The following is a 19,062-nucleotide window of genomic DNA, read 5'->3' on the forward strand; positions in this document are numbered from 1 at the left end:
TGCCTCCCTGTTTTTTGATTCCGAGCTTGGCCGCCAGTGTGCCCTACACCTTGAGTTATTCAGACTTGGCTTGAGGCAGAAACAAACGCATTTTTCACGCCTTTCCAGCCGGTTTTGGGTGTGATCTCGATTCGTGGTTTATGTTTTCGATATGACACACCCGCATTGAATGCGATGAGATACAGCATTTGTGGACATCATCGGGCAAGAGGTGCAACAGCCACTCCAGCAGAAGGAAGCAAGTTCATGAAGCAACCCCTATTTCGCCGTAGCGTGTTGGCGGCCGTGATCGCCCTCAGCACGGTATTGGCTGCCTGCAAAGAGGAGCCGCCTGCCGTCACGCAAAATGTTCAGCCCAGCGTGGCTTCTGCTGCCAGCACAACCAGCGCTGCCAGCCCTGCGGTCGCACCGCAAGAGCAGCCCGATAAGGCACCAGCATCGAAATATACCCCGGAGGCGCTCGAAACCCTGCTTGCGCCCGTGGCGCTTTACCCGGATGCGGTATTGTCTCAGGTGTTGGCCAGCGCCACCAATCCGCAAGAAGTGCTCGATGCCGGCAACTGGCTGGTCGCCCACCCCAATCTCAAGGGGAAAGAGCTGACTGCCGCCATTGCGCCCCTGGGCTTTACGCCGCCGACCATGTCGCTGATGCACTTCCCGACCGTCATGGACATGATGTGCTTGAAGATGGATTGGACGACGGAACTGGGCAGTGCCTTCCTGGCCGATGAGCCGGGCGTGCTGGCAGCCGTTCAGCGCCTGCGCCAACAGGCGATGGAGGTAGGCAACCTGAAAGACTCGGAGCAGATGAAAGTGGCCAAGGATGAGCAGAACAATCAGCAGATCGTCACCATTGCACCTGCCAACCCTGACGTCGTTTATGTCCCGCAATACGACCCAAGCGCCGTCTATAACCCGCCCGCTGCCGGGCCGGCCTCAGCTCCGGTGACCACAGCAACCACGACAACGACCGTGCCTGCGACAACGACCACGACAGTGGTGGAACATGACGATCACGACAGCGATGACGAATACGACCGTGGTGATATGGTCGTGACGGGCTTGCTCGCCTTTGGTGCGGGCATGTTGGTCAACGAGGTCTTCAACGACGATGATGATGATGACGATTATTATTACCCTCACTGGGGAGCAGGTTATCCCAGCGGCTACGCTCCCTATCGTTATAACCCCAACTATGGCAATGGATTCCGTCCCGCCAGCGGGTACAACCGTCCAGTCAACTATCAGCGGGGCTCTAACAACAATATTTATATCAACGCCAAGGGGAACGATTACTTCAACAAGTTTGAACGCGGCCCCAATAACTACCTGCGCCAAGCCAACAGCCCCATCACGGCGGCGCGCCCCAACCGCCCTGAGCTGGCTACCCTGGGACAAGGCTCGCGAAATAACGAGGCAGGGGCGGTCCAGCGAGGTGTCACACCGAAAGGGAGTTATGCAGGGATCAATCGCCAGCCTAAAAGCGAATACGCTGGCGCACCGCGCGCTGTCAATGAGGTAAACAGGGAGGCCCGCGTCACCGCGCCGAAGGGAACCTATGCGGGAGCCAACCGCCAACTCAACAGTGAAAGTGCCAAGGCGACGCGCGACGCTAGACAGGCGAACAGGGAGGCAAATGTAGCCCAACGCACGCCGCGCCAGGGCAACTACGCCGGAGACAGGGTCAAGCGGCAGCAGATCACGCCACAAACCGCTGGAACCCGTGATCGCGGCTATGTCCAACCACGAGCCACTCACAACAAGAACATGGCACAGACTGCAACACGCAGAGCACCTGCGGCTTCGGCCTCAACCTCAAGGAGTGCCTTCCAGGGGGTACATAATACGGGCAGAACCGAGCGCGCCGCCAGCCAACGTGGGCGCGAAAGTGTGGCCAGGAGCGCGCATGCCGGGCGCAACACTCAACCCAGACGGAGTACGCGATAATGAAGCGTTTGTTGAAATGGAGTTGGGCTCCCTCATGGGGTTTGGCCCTGCTGGCCCTGGTCTGCGCCAGCGATGCAAGCGCCATGGCACCGCGCACCTTCGCCACCCCGGATGAGGCAGTGCAGGCCCTGATAACTGCCCTGGAGAAGAACGATGTCAGCGCACTGACGCAGTTGCTCGGCGAAAAGAGTGGGGAGGCCATCAGCTCGGGGGATGAGGTGGCCGATGCCAATGATCGCGCCGCCTTCGTCGCGAGCTTCAAGAGCAAGCACCAGCTAGTAGCCGAAGGTAAGGATAAAATGATACTGGTCGTGGGGGAGTCTGATTGGCCACTGCCAATCCCTCTCGTGGCCGCAGATGGCAACTGGTATCTCGATGGCGCCGCTGGTGCCAAAGAGATCGTCTATCGCCGCATCGGCCGAAATGAGTTGGGGGCGATCGCGGTGTGCCGTGGCTTCATCGACGCACAGCTAGAGTACGCCGCCGTGGGGCATGATGGCCAAACAGCGGGACTCTTTGCGGCAAAACTGCGCAGTGATGCAGGGCAACAAAATGGACTCTATTGGCCCGTGGCCAAGGGTGAACCAGCAAGCCCGGCCGGGGAGGAGGTCGTCAGTGCCGCGGCAGAGGGCTACAAGGCCGTGGTCGGTCAACGCACACCCTATCATGGCTACTACTACCGCATCTTGTATGCCCAGGGAGCCGCTGCCGATGGGGGGAAGAAAGAGTACTTTGTCGAAGGGCAATTAAGAGACGGTGTTGCCCTGATCGCCTGGCCGGCCGATTATGCCGCCAGTGGGGTGATGACCTTCATGGTGAGTCACGAAGGGCGGGTTTATCAAAAGGATCTAGGGACCGACACGGCAACAGCCGTTGAGGCGATCCAGCTGTTCGATCCCGATAAGAGCTGGTCGCTAGTAGTTAGCAACGAGAGTGATTAGCAAAGAGGGGGATTAGGCCTTTTTATCTCCCATCGGATCTTGGCAAATAGCCTGGGCCGAGAGCGGCGGAGTCAGAATGTTCTTTCGCTTCATGATCTTAGCCTTGTAGATCACCAGAAAGTACAGACCGCACAACCAGCCCTCCGGGCTTCCCTCCCAAATGAGGCATAAAAAAAACGGCGACCCTAAGGTCGCCGCTTTGCGTGGAGCCGAAGCCAGGGATCAATCGCCCAGCAGCACGGAGTCCAGCGCAACTTCGATCATGTCGTTGAAGGTCAGCTGACGCTCTTCGGAGGTGGTCTGCTCACCGGTACGGATGTGATCGGAAACGGTGCAGATGGTCAGCGCCTTGGCACCGTACTCGGCGGCCACGCCGTAGATACCGGCGGCTTCCATCTCGACACCCAGGATGCCGTATTTTTCCATGACGTCGAACATGGAGGGATCCGGGGTGTAGAACAGGTCGGCGGAGAAGATGTTACCCACGCGCACGGCAACGCCCTTGTTCTTGGCGGCTTGCACAGCATTGGCAACCAGATCGAAATCGGCGATGGCGGCGAAGTCGTGATCCTTGAAGCGCAGACGGTTGACCTTGGAATCGGTACAGGCACCCATGCCGATCACCACATCACGCAGTTTCACGTCTTCACGCACGGCGCCACAGGAGCCAACGCGGATCAGGGTCTTCACACCATAGTCGGTGATCAGTTCCTTGGCGTAGATGGAGCAGGACGGGATGCCCATGCCGTGACCCATGACGGAGATGCGACGGCCCTTGTAGGTACCGGTGAAGCCGAGCATGCTGCGCACGTCGCACACCTGCTCCACGTTTTCCAGGAAGGTCTCTGCGATGTACTTGGCACGCAGGGGGTCACCCGGCATCAGTACGGTATCAGCAAAGGCGCCATCTTTCGCATTGATATGAGGAGTTGCCATTCTCTTAATTCCTTCACACTAGGTTGAGTTTTATTGTCTTTATTGGGGTGCCCACCGCGTGGCGGCGGGCGGGTAACTTACAGGACCCGGGCCCTGCTGTGCAACCTGGGCAGGCGGTGCATGGGGCGCCGCACTGCCCGGTACGGCATTACAGGAAGCTGGTGCCGTATTGCAGCTTCGGCAAGCCGTGGTAGGCGGCTATGCTCTGGCCGATGTCGGCGAAGGTCTCGCGACGACCGACGGAGCCTGCCTTGACCGGCTTGCCGTAGAACAGCACAGGGATGTACTCACGGGTATGATCCGTGCCGCTCCAGGTCGGATCGCAGCCGTGGTCGGCAGTCAACACCACCACATCGCCATCTTCCAGCAGCTCGAACAGCTCGGGCAGGCGGGAGTCGAAGTACTCCAGTGCGTCGGCGTAGCCCTTCACGTCACGGCGGTGGCCGTAGGAGGAGTCGAAGTCCACGAAGTTGGTGAAGACGATGGTGTTGTCACCGGCGGCTTTCACCTCTTCCAGAGTGCGATCCCACAGCTCGGTCAGGCCTGTGCCCTTCACCTGCTTGGTGATGCCTTGCTGGGCATAGATGTCGGCGATCTTGCCGATGGAGACCACCTGGCCACCCGCATCCTTCATGTAATCCAGCACGGTCGGTGCCGGCGGCAGCACGGAGTAGTCGTGACGGTTGCCGGTACGCTTGAAGTTACCCTTGCCAGTGCCCACGAACGGACGGGCAATGACGCGACCGATGTTGTAGGGCTCCAGCAGCTCGCGCACGATATGGCACAGCTCATAGAGCTTCTCGAGACCGTAGGTCTCTTCGTGACAGGCGATCTGGAACACGGAGTCGGCAGAGGTGTAGAGGATAGGCTTGCCGGTACGCATGTGCTCTTCGCCAAGGTCATCCAGCACCTGGGTACCGGAGGCGTGGCAGTTGCCCAGATAGCCTGACAGGCCCGCCTTCTCGACGATGGCGTCCAGTAGCTCCTGCGGGAAGCTGTTGTGGTGATCGTGGAAGTAACCCCACTCGAACAACACGGGCACGCCGGCGATCTCCCAGTGGCCGGACGGGGTGTCCTTGCCGGAGGAGAGCTCCTGGGCGAAACCGTAGGCACCGATGACCTCGATGTCTTTGTTCAGACCCGCCGGGAAGTAGCCGGAGGCCTGCTCCCCTGCATGACCCAGACCCAGCTTGTTCAGGTTTGGCAAATGGAGGGCGCCACGGCCTTCGATCTCACCAGCGGCACAGGCCTTGGCGATATGGCCAAGGGTGTTGGCGCCCACATCTCCGAACTTCTCGGCATCGGCGGCAGCGCCAATACCGAAAGAGTCCATCATCAGAATAAAGGTACGTTTCATGGGACTTCCCCTTGTTACAAATCAGCCAGACCGATACGACGGTAAACCTCAGGCAGGGCCTGGGGCTGGGTGTCGCCGATCCTGACAGCCGCCTGCACCATGCCGGCAGCCTGAGTGAATTGCTCTTCGGTTTGAGCGTGGATCAACGCGAGCGGCTTGTCAGCATCGACGCTCTGACCCAGGCGGATAAAGTCGGTCAGACCGACCGCATAATCGAGTTTGTCACCGGCGGCGCGGCGACCGCCACCCATGGCGACCACCGCCAGACCCAGTTCACGGGTATCCATGGCGGTCACGAAACCGCTCTTGGGCGCGAACACGGGGCGCACGATAGCCGCCTTCGGCAGATGATGATCGTAGCGCTCCATGAAATCGCTCGGACCACCGAGGCCAGTGACCATGCGACCGAAGATCTCGGCGGCCTTGCCGTTGTCCAGCACGGCCTGCAGCTTGGCGCGCGCATCGCGCTCATCGCTGGCCAGATGGGCGGAGATCAGCATCTCGGCACACAGGGCCATGGTCACTTCGTGGATGCGCGGGTTGCGGTATTCACCGGTCAGGTAGCGCACCGCTTCGCGCACTTCCACCCCATTGCCGGCGCTGGAGGCCAGCACCTGGTTCATGTCGGTGAGCAGCGCCGAGGTACGGCAGCCGGCACCGTTGGCCACGGCGACGATACTCTTGGCCAGCTCCTCGGAGGCTTCAAAGGTCGGCATAAAGGCGCCCGATCCCACTTTCACGTCCATCACCAGGGCTTCCAGGCCGGAGGCCAGCTTCTTGGAGAGGATGGAGCCGGTGATCATGGCAATGGATTCAACGGTGGCCGTGATGTCGCGCACCGCGTAGATGCGCTTGTCGGCCGGGGCGAGATCGCCGGTCTGGCCTATGATGGCCACGCCCGCTTCTTTCACCACCTTCAGGAAACGATCGTTGTCGACCGAGGTCTGGTAGCCTGGGATGGCATCCAGCTTGTCCAGGGTACCGCCGGTGTGGCCGAGACCACGGCCGGAGATCATGGGTACGAAGCCACCGCAGGCGGCGACCATGGGGCCGAGCATCAGGGAGACCACATCACCCACACCACCGGTGGAGTGCTTGTCGACGATGGGGCCGCCCAGGTTCAGGTGATCCCAGTTCAGCACCATGCCGGAGTCGCGCATGGCACAGGTCAGGGCGACCCGCTCATCCATGGTCATGTCTTTGAAGTAGACCGCCATGGCGAGTGCCGCGATCTGGCCTTCGCCTATGGTGTTGTTGGTAATGCCCTGGACGAAGAATTGAATCTCTTGGGTACTGAGCGCTTCACCGTTGCGCTTCTTGCGAATAATTTCTTGAGGCAAAAACATCTTTCATTCCCTCCGTGCGCCGTGCACGAACACAGACCGAAATAGGGGACGGCATGCCGTCCCCTGCCACCGCTTAGTAACCGCTGGTATTGGCCGGCTTGTCGCCGTGGCCCAGGGTCGCCAGCAGGCTGGCCAGCAGGCTGGACGCGCCGAAGCGGAAGGTACGGGGGGAGACCCAGTCCTTGCCCAGGATCTCTTCGGCCATGGCCAGGTACTGACCGGCCACTGCCGCATCCTTCACGCCACCGGCAGGCTTGAAGCCCACTTTCGGGTTCTTGGCCTTGATCACTTCCATCATGATGCGGGCCGCTTCCGGGGTCGCATTGACCGGCACCTTGCCGGTGGAGGTCTTGATGAAGTCGGCACCGGCATCGATGCTGATCTCGGAGGCGCGACGGATCAGCGCTTCTTCTTTCAGCTCACCGGTCTCGATGATCACCTTCAGCAGGGCTTGAGTGCCGCAGGCTTCCTTACAAGCTTTGACCAGGCTGAAGCCAACCTGTTCATTGCCAGCCATGAAGGCGCGGTACGGGAAGACCACGTCCACTTCGTCGGCGCCGTAGGCGACGGCGGCGCGGGTCTCGGCCACGGCGATGTCGATGTCGTCATTGCCGTGGGGGAAGTTGGTCACGGTGGCGATGCGCACGTCGGCGGCGCCGATCTCGCGCAGGGTCTTGCGTGCGATGGGGATGAAACGGGGATAGATGCAGACGGCGGCGGTGAGGCCGGCCGGGGACTTGGCCTTGCGGCACAGGTCGATCACCTTCTGATCGGTGTCGTCATCGTTCAGGGTGGTCAGGTCCATCAGGTTCAGGGCGCGTTGGGCGGCCACTTTCAGATCGGTCATGCTATGTCTCCAAAGTCTCGATGTTTCCCACAACCCAGGCTCCGTCTTCGCCGAACAGGATCGGCAAGAGAAGACCCCGGATAAAGGGGATATGGAATTACAGCGCAATGCACAGGCAATACGGCTGCAAATAAGGCAAGAGCCCTGTCACTTTCTTACAAAAGTGCGGACTTGGTTCCATGAAGACTTGAGAAAGGCCGACAACCGCTGACCCGACTTCCCAATCAATTCCATTTGACCGCCAACACCCGACTTGAATCAGGTATTAGTCAATGCCAGCACCCTGCTGGCATCGCCTATTTCAGCCGAGATACCCCGTGTTTGCAAGCCGGATTTGCCAATTTCAGAGGTACCTCACATCTGACAAATCCGGGTCTGGAAAGCGCTTAAGAGAAGAAACGGGTCAGGATCCAGGAGTAGGCAATCCCCCCCAGATACACCCCGACGATCCCCATAACCCCGGACAACACGGGGGGCGCCGGGATCGGCAATTTGAGGAAAGAAAACAACAAGCCAACGATAAAGCCGGCTGCCATCGCCAGTAGCACTTCATTCATAAAACCTCCGATTTGACTCATTTTATTATTAGTCTAGAAAGGAAAACGGTTGTCACCGCTCCAAACGCGAACGCCACAGCTTTTCGCTGTGGCGTTCGTCTTTACCTGAGTGTCAGGCAAATATTACATGGCGGTCAATGCCAGGAAGAAGCCTGCGATGGTGGCAGACATCAGGTTGGACAGAGAGCCCGCCAGTACGGCTTTCAGACCGAACTTGGCGATGGTGCCGCGACGGTTTGGTGCCATGGAGCCCAGACCACCCAGCAGGATGGCAACAGAGGACAGGTTGGCGAAGCCACACAGGGCGAAGGAGATGATGGCCTTGGTGTGGTCAGACATGGCCACGCCGTTGATCAGCACTTCATCCTTCAGGTACGGGGCAAAGTTCAGGTAGGCCACGAACTCGTTCACCACCAGTTTCTGGCCGATGAAGGAACCCGCCACCACGGCTTCGCTCCAGGGTACACCGATCAGGAAGGCCAGCGGGGAGAACAACCAGCCCAGCAGCAGCTCCAGGGAGAGTTGCGGATAACCGAACCAGCCACCCACACCGGAGAAGAGACCGTTGATCATGGCAATCAAGCCGATGAAGGCCAGCAGCATGGCACCCACGTTCAGGGCCAGTTGCAGACCGGCAGAGGCACCTGCAGCGGCAGCATCGATCACGTTGGCCGGCTTGTCGTCCAGATCGCCATCGGCAGAGTCTTCGTCATAGCTGGGAGTTTCGGTTTCCGGTACCAGCAGCTTGGCGAACAGCAGACCACCCGGGGCAGCCATGAAGGAGGCGGCGATCAGGTATTCCATCTTGACGCCCATGGAGGCGTAACCGGCCAGCACGGAGCCGGCAACGGAGGCCAGGCCACCACACATGACGGCAAACAGCTCGGAGTCGGTCATCTTGGAGATGAAGGGACGCACCACCAGCGGGGCTTCAGTCTGACCCACGAAGATGTTGGCAGTCGCCGACAGGGATTCGGTACGGGAGGTACCCAGTACCTTTTGCAGACCACCGCCCAGCAGCTTGATCACCCACTGCATGATGCCGAGGTAATAGAGAACCGCAATCAGGGAAGAGAAGAAGATGATGACGGGCAGTACCCGGAAGGCGAAGATGAAACCACCGCCACCGAACACTTCAAACATCTTGTTGCTGACCAGACCACCGAACAGGAATTCGATACCATTTTGGCCATAACCGATGACGCTGGAGACGGCATCGGACACACCCACCAGAATGTCCCGACCGACAGGTACATACAACACGAATGCACCCAGACCGGCTTGGATGGCAAATGCGCCAGCCACGGTACGAATTTTGATTGCCTTACGATTGCTGGAGAACAGCACCGCGATAAGGATGAGCGTCGCCATCCCCACCAGACCCATTATCAGATTCATTATTAACACTTCCTCTTTAGTAGCACCTTCCAGCTTGTTAACGTTTTGTATCTTGAGACCGTTAATCAAGGGTGCGCATTATACTAATTACGGTGCGACAAAGTAGAATGCTGGTCACATTTTATAAGCCCGAAATGGGCCGGACATCGTTTAATTAGACCGCAAACGATTTTTATGGGCCTTATTTTTTATCACTGCCGTATCAATAGTTAATCAGGTGTTAATTGCCTTGCCGAGCCTGGGAAAAGCCATCCGGGTGGATTCATGTAACACCGAGGCAACATCCGCCAGCGACTGCTCCCGCAACTGTGCCAGCAACTGCACTATGGTGATGAGACTGGCCGGGGTGTTGGGCTCCCCCTGTTGCCCCTGCAGCGGCATGTCCGGGGCGTCCGTTTCCAGCAGCAAAGCTTCGAGCGGCATGTCGCGCACCGCCTCCCGGGTCTTGTTGGCGCGCTCGTAGCTGATGACCCCCCCGATCCCCAACCTGAACCCCAACTGCCAGAAGGCCTCGGCCTGCTGCAAGGAGCCGCCAAAGGCGTGGATCACGCCGCCACGGGCTGGCTTGAAGCGCCTGAGGATCTTGGCAACCGTGTCGTTGGCCCGCACCGAGTGGACGATGAGTGGCAAGTCGAACTCCATGGCCAGCCTTATCTGTGCCTCAAACATCTCGACCTGCCCCTCCTGCGGCACCTGACTGCGCAAGTCCAGCCCGCATTCACCTATGGCCACCAGCCCGTGGGGCTCGCTCGCCAGCAGGGCATGCAGCCGGGCCAGCACGCCTTCCGTCTGGGCCCCCACATACCAGGGGTGGATCCCGAGGCCATAGGCGATGCCGGCATGCTGCTCGGCCAGCCCCATCACGCGAGTCCAGTTTTCCTCTCCCACGGCGGGGATGATATACTCGCCCACCCCCAACTGGCGCCACTGCGCCAGCCGCGTCGCCAGATCGGATTCGAATACCGGAAAATCGAGGTGGCAATGGGTGTCTGTCAGTTGCATATCACGCTTACCTGTTTGTCGTACTTAATGGGTTCATTCCATGCAAAAACGCATTTCCCACGGCTTTACCCTGATAGAGCTGGTGCTGGTCATCATAGTGCTGGGGATCCTGGCGGTCACCGCCCTGCCCCGTTTCATCAATATCCAGGACGATGCCCTCAAGAGCAGTGTCTCCTCCACGGCAGGCAGTTTTTCCAGCGCAGTCCAGCTGGCCCATGCGGGCTGGGCCGTCAAGGTGAAGGGAGAGCCGCTGGCACTCTATAACTTTAGCGGCATGGGCAAGCAGGATCTCGATATCAACAGCCTCGGCTGGCCAGCGGGGACCATGGAGGATCAGGGCGGACAAGGGCCCGATACCGTCTTCCCGGGGGGCGACAGCGATCAGATCTCGGTCAGCAGCCGGGACGATTGCGAGAGCCTGTTCACTGGCCTGCTCAATACCGACCAGACCGTCGCCGATGAGCTCCACACCGACTCAGGCAGCGACTATATCTCCCAACTCATCCCGGCCGATCATCAAACCGCCGGCAACCTGCGTCACGACAACTGCCGCTATACATTGCGGGACTCCATAGGTCGCTTCCCCGCCTATCCGGACGGGCTCAGCTTCGATTACAACAGCATCACCGGCGCCGTGACTCGCAACTTTCGGTAACAGTTGAGGGCTCCTCTGCCACTACCGGCGGCTTGAGCTCCTCCTCATCACGGCGAACCGGCACGCAGCAGCGCCGGTTCTCCGGGACAAGTCCCCACTCCTGGCACCAGGCATCGTAGCGGGCCAGCCAGTTCAGCAACACGCTTTTCATCTTCTGCTCCTTATTACCAAGGCAGGCAGCCGGCCTGCCCAGACGACCCCGTCGTCACGTCGTCACGTCGTCGCGTCGTCGCGTCGTCGCGGGTCGATTATGAGTGACTCGATGGCAACAACAGGCCCATGCTGATCTCGTCTACCGCCTTATCAACCGCCGATTGCGGCCATAAAAAAACGACTCCATTTGGAGTCGTTTTTATCAGAGCCATCTGGCTAATTCAATTTATGCCTTGGCAGGCAGGCTCAGGCGAGCGACAGCTTCTACGTGCATGGCGCAGAGGGAACATGTCCACCGGCAGAATGCCTGCCGATCCGGCGTCAATCGGCCTTGGCAGGCAGGCTCAGACGGGCGACGGCCTCGACGTGCATGGAGTGCGGGAACATGTCTACCGGCTGCACCTCGTCCAGCACGAAACCCTGCTTCACCAGATAGGCCAGATCCCGGGCCAGGGTCTGGGGGTTGCAGGAGACATAGACCAGCCGGCGCGGCGCCATGGCGACCAGAGTCTGCAGTACCGCCTTGTCACAGCCCTTGCGGGGCGGATCCATCACCACCACATCGGCGCTCACGCCCTGGGCGTGCAGCTCGGGCATCAGTTGCTCGGCCTTGCCTACGTGGAATTCGGTGTGTTCGATGCCGTTGAGGGCCGCGTTGCGACGGGCGTCATTGATGGCGCTCTCCACCGATTCGATACCGACCACCTTGGCGGCCTTGGCCGCCAGGAACAGGGAGATGGTGCCGATACCGCAATAGATGTCGAACACAGTCTCGCTGCCGGTCAGCTCGGCATAGTCGAGGGCCTTGGAGTAGAGCACATCGGTCTGGCTCGGGTTGTTCTGGAAGAAGGAGAGCGGGGAGATCTCGAACGCCAGCGCGTGGATCTGGTCACGGATCACCCCTTCCCCCAGCAGCACCCGGTTGCGATCCCCGAGGATGCGGTTGGTGCGCTCCTCGTTGATGTTCTGTACCAGGGTGGTGATGGGCAGGTCACTCAGGCTGGCCAGCAGCTCGGCTTCAAACGGCAGGGTCTCACCCAGGGTGACCAGCACCACCATCAGCTCGCCGCTCTTGAAGCCCTTGCGGGTCATCAGGTTGCGCACACAGCCGCTGTGGTTGACCTCGTCATAGGCGGCAATCTCGTGCTCACGCATCCAGTTGCGCACCCGGGCATTGAGCTCCACGTGCAGGGAGTCCTGTACGGCGCAGTCATCTGCGGTGATGAGGTCGTGGGAGTGCTTGCGATAGAAGCCTATTTCGGCGCCAGCGTCTGTGCCACGCACCGCGTATTGCGCCTTGTTGCGATAGGCAAACGGGCTGTCCATGCCGAGGATGGGATTGACCTGGGTCATGAGCCCGGCCTGCTCCAGCGCGCCCTGCACCAGGGATTGCTTGAGCTTGAGCTGGGCCGGATAGGCCAGCGGCCGCACCTGGCAGCCACCGCACTCGGTGTTGGGGCAGAAATCTGGAACCCGGTCGGCGGAGGGCTGGGTCAGTTCTACCAGCTTGCCGTGCAGGTAGTTCGGCTTGACTTCGGTCAGCTCCACCAGGGCCTGCTCACCGGGCAGCAGCCCCTCGACAAACAGGGGGCGATCGAACAGGCGTCCCTTGCCATCCCCTTTGTCGGTCAGTTCCAGAATTTCGATCTGATGTTGGTGTCCCACTAACGGCATGAGCGGCTCCGAAGGCATAGATAAAGGATGGAAACAGGGCTAACCCGGCTACCCCAAATAAAGGGTGGCAGAGTTTAGCGGAGATCCGCCCAAAATGCAGGCATAAAACGCCGCCAGAAAGAAATTACGGAGGAGGCATTCGCCCATGGATGGACTCATCCCCGGTCAGGAGTCGAGGTCAGACTCCTAGGCGGGCGGCCATAAAAAAGCCGCCGGACTGGGCCGGCGGCAAACTTATCAATGGGAGCTTCTGTTACAGGCTGTAAGCCTTCTCGCCATGGCTGGTCACGTCCAGCCCTTCGCGCTCGGCATCTTCCTTCACCCGCAGGCCGACCAGCAGATCCACCGCCTTGTAGGCCACGGCCGAGACCAGTGCGGTCCAGGCCACCGTCACCAGCACGCCGATCACCTGGATCTTCACCTGGGTCAGGATGGAGTAGCCCTCGGCCACCTGGTTGGTCACGTAATCCCACACCCCGGTGCCGCCCAGATCCGGGCTGGCGAACACCCCGGTCAGCACGGCGCCCAGGATCCCGCACACCCCGTGCAGGCCGAACACGTCCAGGCTGTCATCGGCCCCCAGCAGGCGCTTGAGACCATGCACCCCCCACAGACCGGCGACACCGCTCAACAGCCCTATGATGAGGGCACCACCGACACCGACGAAACCGGCGGCCGGGGTGATGGCCACCAGACCCGCAACGGCACCGGAGACGGCGCCCAGCAGGGAGGGACGACCCTTCATCAGCCACTCGGCGAAGGTCCAGGACAGCGCGGCCGCGGCCGGTGCTACCCAGGTATTGATCAGCGCCAGGGCGGCGGTACCGTTCGCTTCCAGCGCGGAGCCAGCGTTGAAGCCGAACCAGCCGAACCAGAGCAGGGCCGCGCCTATCATGGTCATGGTCAGGCTGTGGGGGGTCATGGGATCACGACCGTAGCCCACCCGCTTGCCCGCCATGAAGGCACCCACCAGACCGGCGACCGCCGCGTTGATGTGCACCACAGTGCCGCCGGCAAAGTCGAGGGCGCCGTGCTGGAACAGGTAACCTGCGGTGGCACCGGCGGCTTCGGCCGCGGCGGCGTCGGTATAGGCATCCGGGCCGGCCCAGTACCACACCATGTGCGCCATCGGGATGTAGGCGAAGGTGAACCAGATCACCGCAAACAGCAGCACAGCGGAGAACTTCATCCGCTCGGCGAAGCCACCGACGATGAGGCCGCAGGTGATGGCCGCGAAGGCGCCCTGGAACACCACGAAGATGAACTCGCTGATCCCCACCCCCTTGCTGAAGGTGGCACCAATGGACTCGGGAGTGACCCCCATCAGCAGCACCTTGTCGAAGGAGCCGTAGAAGGCGCCGCCTTCGGTGAAGGCCAGCGAGTAGCCATAGACCACCCAGAGCACTGTGATGAGGCAGAACAGGGTGAACACCTGCATCAGCACGCTCAGCATGTTCTTGGCACGCACCAGGCCACCGTAGAACAGGGCCAGGCCCGGGATGGACATCAGGATCACCAGGGTCGCCGCCACCATCACCCAGGTGTTGTCGCCCTTGTTGATGGTCACGGCTGCCGCCTGCACCACATCAGCCTGCGCGGCCGCCTCTTGTGCCCAACCTGGGGCGGCCATGGTGGCGGTCAGCGCCAGCAGGCCAGTCATTACGAGTCTCTTGAACATACAGCCCTCTCCTTGTCGTCCCGGCGCCTGGCCGGTTCCATTTCCTGATATGAATGTCAAACCTGGCTACTTACTCACATCGTCAAACTGGTATTGCCCTCTGCCGATCCCGTCGGGATCATCATGGCGACATGATTGCTTTAAAGCATAAAGCAGGCCAAAAAATATAATCGTTATATTTCAATTATTTGAAATGATGATGGATGTGCCATGCACCATGATGGCGCAGCCTGGCCACAAACAGGAACGGGATCGCACTTCGGCTGTGCAGCCGCAAACGGGCGCACCAAGATGGGACGGGGTCGCAGAATACGGAGATGCATAGGGTTGGCGGCAGGCGTGGCCGATGCACTGATGTACTTATGTACTTATGTACTTATGTACCGATATATCAGCCAGCCAAGGCATCCTCCGGCCAACCAGGTGTGGCAAACGCAGATGGATGCCCTTCGCTCATAGGGTGAAAGGATGCAAGGTGGGAATGGCGAGATGGGGATGCCGAGCGGCCAGCACCCCTCATGAGGGCGGGCCATATGACGCCAGATGCGGTACGCCAAATGAGGAGAGATAAAGCAGAAAAAGGCCCAACCTGGCTGCTCACCCCACGCCGGACATACCGTCTCGGCACAGTCCCGAGGGCGGGTTTGTGGCGATGTGGCCTCCCAGAGCCATTTACAAAACAAATGGATGAGTGGCTTTTATTAATAAATCAAATGATATGGCGGCCCGGATCCGGGCCACAGTGGGCAGATGGGAAGCTGAAGCGAGCCCGAGGCGCGGATCCCGGCCCTGTACCTGGCCGGATCAGAAAGGAGTCGAAGACAGCGATGCACTACCCACTCCCCCATACGGGCAGGGAGAGGCTGGCGAGCACCAGACAATCCGGGTGATACTGACGGGGCACTCACCCCTTGCACCACCATCACCTGTCCGTCATCGCCAGAGGCCCCCATGACCAATCTCAACATCACCGAAATCAAGGCCTTCGTGCCTGCCCGCGACTACGCCCTGTCCAGGCAGTTCTATCAGGATCTCGGCTTTACCCTGGCCTCGGACGGCGGCGGCGTCGCCTACTTCCACTTCGGGGAGGTGAGCTTCCTGTTGCAGGACTTCTGCCACGAGAACCTGGCCGAGCACTTCATGATGCATATCCTGGTGGAAGACGTGGCGGCCTGGTGGGCCCACGTGAATGAGAGCGGCGTCGCCGCCCGCTACGGCGTCAGGGTCACCGAGCTCATCATCCAGCCGTGGCGAATGAAAGAGTTCTGCCTGTATGACCCGTCCGGCGTGCTGTGGCGTATCGCTCAGAACATCGACTGAGCGACATCGCTGAAAGACAGAAAAACAAAAGGCCATCCGCGAGGATGGCCTTTTGTCACTGAATGAGATGGTGCCCGGGGTCGGACTCGAACCGACACGTCTTGCAACGGCGGATTTTGAATCCGCTGCGTCTACCGATTTCGCCACCCGGGCAACTGCGAGGGATTATACGAATGGCGCTTGGGCATGCAAGGTGTTTTTCTCGCGCCCGCAGCCGTTTGCTCATTTATTCAACGCCTTGCCGATGTCAGGCCAGTTACATAGAATGCCCGCATCATATTAATGGAATAAGCACCATGGCCAAGCGCAAGACTGTCTCCTCCCCCCAGACCCCGCCCCCGCAGCACAAGTACCCGTCAGCCGGCTTGCTGCGCCGCCTGGGAGCCCTGCTCTATGACTATCTGGTGGTCATCGCCCTGCTGATCATCGCGGGCTTCATCGGCATGGGAGTCGCTCACCTGCTGCTGGCCACCGGCATGGCGACCGTGCCGGAGGGCAAGGACGCGTCCTGGCTGCTGACCAGCCCGCTCTACAGCGCCTGGCTCGCCTTCATCATCTGCGGTTTCTACACCTGGTTCTGGACCCGCGCCGGCCAGACCATCGGTATGCGCGCCTGGCGCCTGCGTATCCAGAATGTCGATGGCAGCAATATCCGCATCACCCAGGCCCTGATCCGGCTCGGCACCGCCGCCTTCGGGCTCGGCAACCTGCTGTGCGTGTTCAACCGCGAGCGGCCGCGCGCCTTCCAGGACATCTGGGCAGAGTGCGAGGTGGTGGTGCTCGGCAAGCAAGAGAATCTGGAACAGCTGAGCAAGTGATACAGCACAGCGGAAAAACAAAAAGGGCACCTCAGGGTGCCCTTTTTGTATCCGAGTTCGGTGACGGCTATCGGCTCAGGATATAGAAGGAGATACCGCCGAACAGCAGGCTGGGCGCGATGGCCGCCAGCATAAGATGGCACCACCGCATTCCCCTGCATCAACAACTACTGTTTTCGGCTCAGGATATAGAAGGAGATACCACCGAACAGCAGGCTAGGCGCAATGGCCGCCAGGATGGGTGGTACCGAATAGACCAGACTGACCGGGCCGAACACCCGGTCGCTCACATAGACGGCGAAGCCGGTCATGATCCCCATCAGCATCCGCGCCCCCATGCTCACCGAGCGCAGCGGACCGAAGATGAAGGAGGAGGCCAGCAGTATCATGGCCACCACAGAGAGCGGGGAGAGCAGCTTGCGCCACATCTCCAGCTTGTAGCGGCCGGCATCCTGCTTGTTGGCGTCCAGATAGCCGATATAGTCCCGCAGCCCGGAGATGGGCAGGTTCTCGGGATCGATACTGACCACCCCGAGCTGCTTGGGCGTCAGCTCCGAGCTCCACGCCAGTTCGGCATGCTGCTCATCCAGAATCTGCTTGGGATCGTCGAAACGGGTGATGTGCACCTGTTTGAGCAGCCAGTGGTGCTGCTCGAACACCCCTTCCTGCGCCTGGACCACGTCGATGAGATCGCGGGACGGGGTGAAGCGATACAGGGTGATCCCGGTCAGGGCGCCGTCGTTGCGCACCCCATTGATGTTGACGAAGTTGTTGCCATCCCGGGCCCAGACACCGTAGGCCGAGACGGTCAGCCGCCCTTCCGACATGGCGCCCGCCTTGATGTCATCGGCCATCCGCTTGGCAGCGGGGGCCACGTACTCCCCCATCAGCCCCACCAGCAGCATCAGGGGGATGGCGGTCTTGAGGGCCGCCATGACGATACTTATCTTGGAGCGGCCAGACGCCTGCATCACCACCAGTTCAGAGGTGGTCGCCAGCTGGCCCAGACCGATGAGGCCACCGAGCAGGGCAGCCAGCGGGAAGAACAGTACCGCCTCTTTGGGCATGGAAAGCATCACGAAATAGAGCGCATTGAGCATGTCGTAGTTGCCTTCCCCCACCGCCTTGAGCTGCTCCACATACTTGATGAGCGCCGCCAGCCCGACCAGGGTCAGTTCACACAGCAGGATCGACATGAAGATGACCCGGCCGATATATCTATCGAGGATGCCAAACATCAGCAGAAATTCCTATGTTGCAGCATCATGCTGATTTTCTTTTGAAAAAGTGGCCCTTCACCCCGTTCCACCAGCTGGTGCCCTGCAGGTTCAAGGGCAGGCCGATGAACAGCAGATAGGCCAGGGGGACCAGGAACATGCCTGGCCAATGGGGCAGGCGGCCACTGTCGATGGCCGAACGGGCGGCACTGAGCAGCAGGAAATAGGAAAGATAGAGCAAGATGGCCGGCAGCAGCTTGGCGTAACGCCCCTGACGCGGGTTGACCCGGGCCAGGGGCACCACCAGGAAGGTAAGCACCAGGATGGAGAGCGGCAGCGACAGACGCCACTGCAACTCGGCCATCAGCTGGTTGTCCTGGGTGCCGAGCAGGGCCATGGTCGGCTTGGCGGCCGCCTTGCGGTTGGATCGCTCCATCTCCTGCTGGCGGATCACCAGGCTGTACTCGCTAAAATCAGACACTTGGAACTGCTTGCCGGTGAACTCGCCCTCGTAGCGGGAGCCGTCGATCAGGGTCAGCCACTGCAGGCCATTGCTGTCGGCGGTCACATGACCTTCGCTCGCCACCACCACCGAGGGCGGCGACGTGCCTTCGGCCCGCTGCAGCACGAAGATCTTCTGCAACTCGGAGCCCTTGTCGTTCAGATCCTGGATGTAGGCGACCAGTCGGCCCTTGTCGAGCTCCATGAAGCGGCCCGCCTGCAGGAAGGAGATACCGGGATCGGCCTTGAACTCGTCGATCACCTGATACTCACGTTCCTTGGCCTGGGGGGCGACCCAGCCGGTGTTGAACGCCGCCACCACCGCCGTGAACAGAGCGAGCAGCATGGCGCTGCGCATCACGAAGCGGTGACTGAAACCCACGGCGTGCATCACCGTCATCTCGCTTTCTGCATACAGGCGACCATGAGCAAACAAAATGGCTAAAAACAGACTGATAGGCAGCATCAACAGCGCCATGTTGGGCAGGTTGAGCAGCAAGAGGGTGGAGACCAGGCGCGTCGGCACCTCGCCATCGGCAGCATCGCCGATGATCTGGATAAATTGCTGGCTGACGAAGATAAGCAGCAGTACGAATAACACCGCCAGCTGGGTTTTCAGGGTTTCCCTGAACAAATATCGGAAAACGATCACAGTCATTCCCAAGTAAACTTGTGTTTTTAGTCGAATGCCTGAAAAATAGGGCCCTATATTGGA

Annotated in this window: 17 protein-coding genes and 1 tRNA gene; 5 read left to right on the top strand and 13 right to left on the bottom strand. The window is 60.2% G+C overall.

All coding sequences use genetic code 11. From position 1 onward, the window contains the following. Positions 1–246 precede the first annotated feature (246 nt). Both CUC44_RS03485 and CUC44_RS03490 read left to right on the top strand, forming a co-directional pair. A complete protein-coding gene (locus CUC44_RS03485) occupies positions 247–1,947 on the top strand; it encodes a DUF3300 domain-containing protein (RefSeq protein ID WP_157812740.1) in 1,701 nt (566 codons plus the stop codon). Beyond that, positions 1,947–2,888: a DUF2950 domain-containing protein gene (locus CUC44_RS03490; protein ID WP_100858605.1), complete on the top strand. Its 942-nt coding sequence runs from the start codon at positions 1,947–1,949 to the stop codon at positions 2,886–2,888. Before CUC44_RS03485 ends, CUC44_RS03490 begins: the two co-directional genes overlap by 1 nt. A 222-nt stretch (positions 2,889–3,110) precedes the next feature. Here CUC44_RS03490 and deoD read toward each other — a convergent pair whose 3' ends face one another. The 7 genes from deoD to CUC44_RS03525 all read right to left on the bottom strand — a co-directional run bounded on the left by deoD (position 3,111) and on the right by CUC44_RS03525 (position 10,331). Then, positions 3,111–3,824, bottom strand: coding sequence for a purine-nucleoside phosphorylase (gene deoD, locus CUC44_RS03495; RefSeq protein ID WP_100858606.1), 714 nt, complete (start codon positions 3,822–3,824; stop codon positions 3,111–3,113). A gap of 148 nt (positions 3,825–3,972) precedes the next feature. Then, positions 3,973–5,181 carry a phosphopentomutase gene (locus CUC44_RS03500; protein ID WP_100858607.1) on the bottom strand — a complete coding sequence of 403 codons (1,209 nt, stop codon included), beginning with the start codon at positions 5,179–5,181 and terminating at the stop codon, positions 3,973–3,975. Positions 5,182–5,195: 14 nt separating this feature from the next. Beyond that, entirely contained in the window at positions 5,196–6,527 is a 1,332-nt protein-coding gene (gene deoA / locus CUC44_RS03505; RefSeq protein WP_100858608.1) for a thymidine phosphorylase, read from the bottom strand. A 73-nt stretch (positions 6,528–6,600) separates the two neighbouring features. After that, a complete protein-coding gene (gene deoC, locus CUC44_RS03510) occupies positions 6,601–7,374 on the bottom strand; it encodes a deoxyribose-phosphate aldolase (RefSeq protein WP_100858609.1) in 774 nt (257 codons plus the stop codon). Between the two features lie 386 nt (positions 7,375–7,760). Next, positions 7,761–7,931 (bottom strand): XapX domain-containing protein, encoded by a 171-nt coding sequence (locus tag CUC44_RS03515; protein ID WP_033129527.1) that lies wholly within the window; start codon positions 7,929–7,931, stop codon positions 7,761–7,763. 123 nt (positions 7,932–8,054) lie between these two features. Further along, positions 8,055–9,329 carry a NupC/NupG family nucleoside CNT transporter gene (locus CUC44_RS03520; protein ID WP_100858610.1) on the bottom strand — a complete coding sequence of 425 codons (1,275 nt, stop codon included), beginning with the start codon at positions 9,327–9,329 and terminating at the stop codon, positions 8,055–8,057. Between the two features lie 213 nt (positions 9,330–9,542). Next, the gene (locus CUC44_RS03525) at positions 9,543–10,331 is read right to left on the bottom strand and encodes a TatD family hydrolase (protein WP_100858611.1); all 789 of its coding nucleotides are present in this window, start codon (positions 10,329–10,331) and stop codon (positions 9,543–9,545) included. A gap of 40 nt (positions 10,332–10,371) precedes the next feature. Between CUC44_RS03525 and tppF the strand changes: the two genes are divergently transcribed. Then, positions 10,372–10,986 carry a type IVa pilus pseudopilin TppF gene (gene tppF / locus CUC44_RS03530; RefSeq protein ID WP_100858612.1) on the top strand — a complete coding sequence of 205 codons (615 nt, stop codon included), beginning with the start codon at positions 10,372–10,374 and terminating at the stop codon, positions 10,984–10,986. On the opposite strand, the gene CUC44_RS03535 is transcribed toward tppF, so the two are convergent. From CUC44_RS03535 to amt, 3 genes are all read right to left on the bottom strand, one after another. Continuing rightward, positions 10,955–11,137 carry a hypothetical protein gene (locus CUC44_RS03535; protein ID WP_100858613.1) on the bottom strand — a complete coding sequence of 61 codons (183 nt, stop codon included), beginning with the start codon at positions 11,135–11,137 and terminating at the stop codon, positions 10,955–10,957. The two genes, tppF and CUC44_RS03535, sit on opposite strands and share 32 nt — an antisense overlap. 323 nt (positions 11,138–11,460) lie before the next feature. Next, positions 11,461–12,813 carry a 23S rRNA (uracil(1939)-C(5))-methyltransferase RlmD gene (gene rlmD / locus CUC44_RS03540; protein ID WP_100858614.1) on the bottom strand — a complete coding sequence of 451 codons (1,353 nt, stop codon included), beginning with the start codon at positions 12,811–12,813 and terminating at the stop codon, positions 11,461–11,463. A gap of 253 nt (positions 12,814–13,066) precedes the next feature. Next, complete coding sequence (gene amt / locus CUC44_RS03545; protein ID WP_100858615.1) at positions 13,067–14,491, bottom strand: ammonium transporter; 1,425 nt, start codon at positions 14,489–14,491, stop codon at positions 13,067–13,069. A gap of 951 nt (positions 14,492–15,442) precedes the next feature. Between amt and CUC44_RS03550 the strand changes: the two genes are divergently transcribed. After that, the gene (locus tag CUC44_RS03550) at positions 15,443–15,811 is read left to right on the top strand and encodes a VOC family protein (protein ID WP_100858616.1); all 369 of its coding nucleotides are present in this window, start codon (positions 15,443–15,445) and stop codon (positions 15,809–15,811) included. A 68-nt stretch (positions 15,812–15,879) separates the two neighbouring features. Here CUC44_RS03550 and CUC44_RS03555 read toward each other — a convergent pair. Continuing rightward, positions 15,880–15,964 (bottom strand) — tRNA-Leu (locus tag CUC44_RS03555). Between the two features lie 143 nt (positions 15,965–16,107). Between CUC44_RS03555 and CUC44_RS03560 the strand changes: the two genes are divergently transcribed. Next, positions 16,108–16,629 (top strand): RDD family protein, encoded by a 522-nt coding sequence (locus CUC44_RS03560; protein ID WP_167388761.1) that lies wholly within the window; start codon positions 16,108–16,110, stop codon positions 16,627–16,629. 167 nt (positions 16,630–16,796) lie between these two features. On the opposite strand, the gene lptG is transcribed toward CUC44_RS03560, so the two are convergent. Together lptG and lptF are read right to left on the bottom strand one after the other, a co-directional pair. Next, a complete protein-coding gene (lptG, locus tag CUC44_RS03565; protein WP_100858618.1) occupies positions 16,797–17,867 on the bottom strand; it encodes an LPS export ABC transporter permease LptG in 1,071 nt (356 codons plus the stop codon). Between the two features lie 25 nt (positions 17,868–17,892). Beyond that, entirely contained in the window at positions 17,893–19,005 is a 1,113-nt protein-coding gene (gene lptF, locus CUC44_RS03570; protein WP_167388762.1) for an LPS export ABC transporter permease LptF, read from the bottom strand. Positions 19,006–19,062: the final 57 nt, after the last annotated feature.

Source organism: Aeromonas lusitana, from assembly GCF_002812985.1.
GTDB lineage: Bacteria > Pseudomonadota > Gammaproteobacteria > Enterobacterales > Aeromonadaceae > Aeromonas > Aeromonas lusitana.